The sequence below is a fragment of the Bowmanella yangjiangensis genome (assembly GCF_017255015.1).
Taxonomy (GTDB): Bacteria; Pseudomonadota; Gammaproteobacteria; order Enterobacterales; family Alteromonadaceae; genus Bowmanella; species Bowmanella yangjiangensis.
Window position 1 is genome coordinate 1 of the sequence record NZ_JAFKCS010000141.1, and the last position, 2,011, is coordinate 2,011.

3 protein-coding genes are annotated in these 2,011 nt (G+C 67.6%); all 3 read left to right on the forward strand.

The annotated features are described in order from the left end of the window. The coding region (locus J0A65_RS22680; RefSeq protein WP_206596573.1) for a hypothetical protein at positions 1-561 on the forward strand (561 nt) is incomplete at its 5' end. 2 nt (positions 562-563) lie between these two features. After that, a complete protein-coding gene (locus J0A65_RS22685) occupies positions 564-1,007 on the forward strand; it encodes a hypothetical protein (RefSeq protein ID WP_206596574.1) in 444 nt (147 codons plus the stop codon). Beyond that, the coding region (locus tag J0A65_RS22690; RefSeq protein WP_206596575.1) for a hypothetical protein at positions 1,004-2,011 on the forward strand (1,008 nt) is incomplete at its 3' end. The genes J0A65_RS22685 and J0A65_RS22690, both read left to right, overlap by 4 nt.

Consider the following 2,011-nt stretch of genomic DNA (forward strand, 5'->3'; position numbering starts at 1 on the left):
CGTGTTGCCGCGCTGCAGACGCTGCTGCGGGGTGGTGCGGTGCAACTGCTCGACGCGCACCGTGGCACGACGCTGAGCTGGCAAACACCAACCGACCTCGCCCTGGGTGTCGACCTGGTGCATACCGTGCGGATCGAAGACAAGGCGCTGGCTCAGGGCAAATGCCGGCGTATCCAGGACCGGTTCGATTTGGGCGCTGGTACTGCCATCACCACCATCAGCGTGGCAATCAGCCGTGGAGGCGGTGACGGTGACGCGCTGGTGACGCCGGCCAGGCCAGACACAAGCCTCCCGCCAATCACCGGTGCGGCGATTCTGGCCACGCAGCTGGGTGGCCGCCTGAATGACCCGATCACCGGGGTGCCGATTCCGCCTTACGACGACACGCGGCTGGGCTTCTCGGGCAACTGGGACGTGGCCGACGACTTGACCGCCGAGCAGTTCCCGCGGCGCTTCAAGGTCGAGTCCACCGAGATATCCGAGACCTATCGCGATGAGCGCATCGGTGAGGCCAGCGTGCATTACCGCGTCGCCATCCCCACCGACCTGCTGGAGCTGTAGCCATGGCAACACTCGCTGAGCAACGGCGCGCCATCGGCGAGCAGAACGAGAAGGCCCGGCGCGCGGCTGGCGAGGCAATGGCAGCTGCTCGCCGGGCCCTGGGCGACGCGATGATCACGCGGCGTACCGGGCGAACTGAGGTCGAAGACCTCAACGCCGTTGTCACCCCGCCGCGCACGCGCCGTTCGCTACCGGCACTTCAGCCTCGTGGCGGGGTGCCCGCCCAGGTCGGAACGGGCAACTACACCGCCCCGGCCGCGACCGGTGGCGGCCTGGCGTGGCCGCTGACTGAGGATGACCCGACCCTGCGCGAGTTCTACACCAGCTCGCGCATCGTCAGCAGTGCTGACGGCCTGGTGGCCATCCGCTTGCGCAACATGAAGTCGATCACCCTGCGCGACGACAACGACGAGGAAGGGCAGATCATTTTCGGAGAGCCGACGTGATTGTTGACGAGTATTCGCCGCCGGCCAGCCAGATGGACCTGATCGGCTGGCCCTGGCATGGACGGCTGGAGAGCCGTTTCACGGAGCCACCCATTCGCCGGCTGGTCATGGAAGGCCGCACCATCAACCACGGCGACGCCGTGTCGGCGAGCCCTGATGACGGTACCTGGACCATCGAGCACCCGCTGAGCGCCGACACCTTTCTGTGGGCGCCGCCTGGGCTGGTGGACGTGCCGGACGAGGCAATAGAAGAGCAGGGCGGCGCCTGGTGGGGCCGCGCGATTCTGCGGCCGCCAGGGTGCTATGCCTACGGCGGGCTGCAGGTGGCCCGAGTTTCCAGCGACAATCACCGCGCCGCATGGCCGGTGTGGTTTGACGGCGTGAAAGGGCAGGTCAGCGTGCGCCTGCAGACGGATACCGGCCGCGAGATCCGCATCTGCCCGGACGATACGTTGGGTCTCGAGGAGACGGTGGTCTACACCGTGGCCCTGGATGACATCGACCTGCAGCAGGGTGGGCCGGACGTCTACATCAACGGCTCGCTTGCTGATCGTGCCGCCATCGGCCGCCTGCTGGATATCACCCCGGATGGCCTCAGCGCGCTGTTTGCAGTTGAGGCCAGTTCATCGGCGCCCAGCGCGGGCGGCCTGGTGATGACCACGGGCCTGGTGCGGTTGGATATCACGCCTACGGTGGATACCTACACCGCCGCGCTTACTGTGCTGGTCAGCCGGGTTGATGCCGTGGGCACGCTGAGCACCACCGACAGCGGTTCGCTCACCTTCGCCGGCCTGGTGCCGGCGCCGATTGAAATGGTGCAGAGCGGCGGGGTGCCGCCCAGCTGCGGGCAAACCATCCTGCGCGCCGAGGGCGAACTGGTGGATGCTGGCAGCGCGCCGGGTGCTTCTTATCGCGGCCTCGACGGCAGCCAGACGCGGGTCGTCAGCCGTACTGGTGCGCTGATCGGCGCTTGGTTCGGCGCGGGTGGCGCTGTGGAGGAAGTG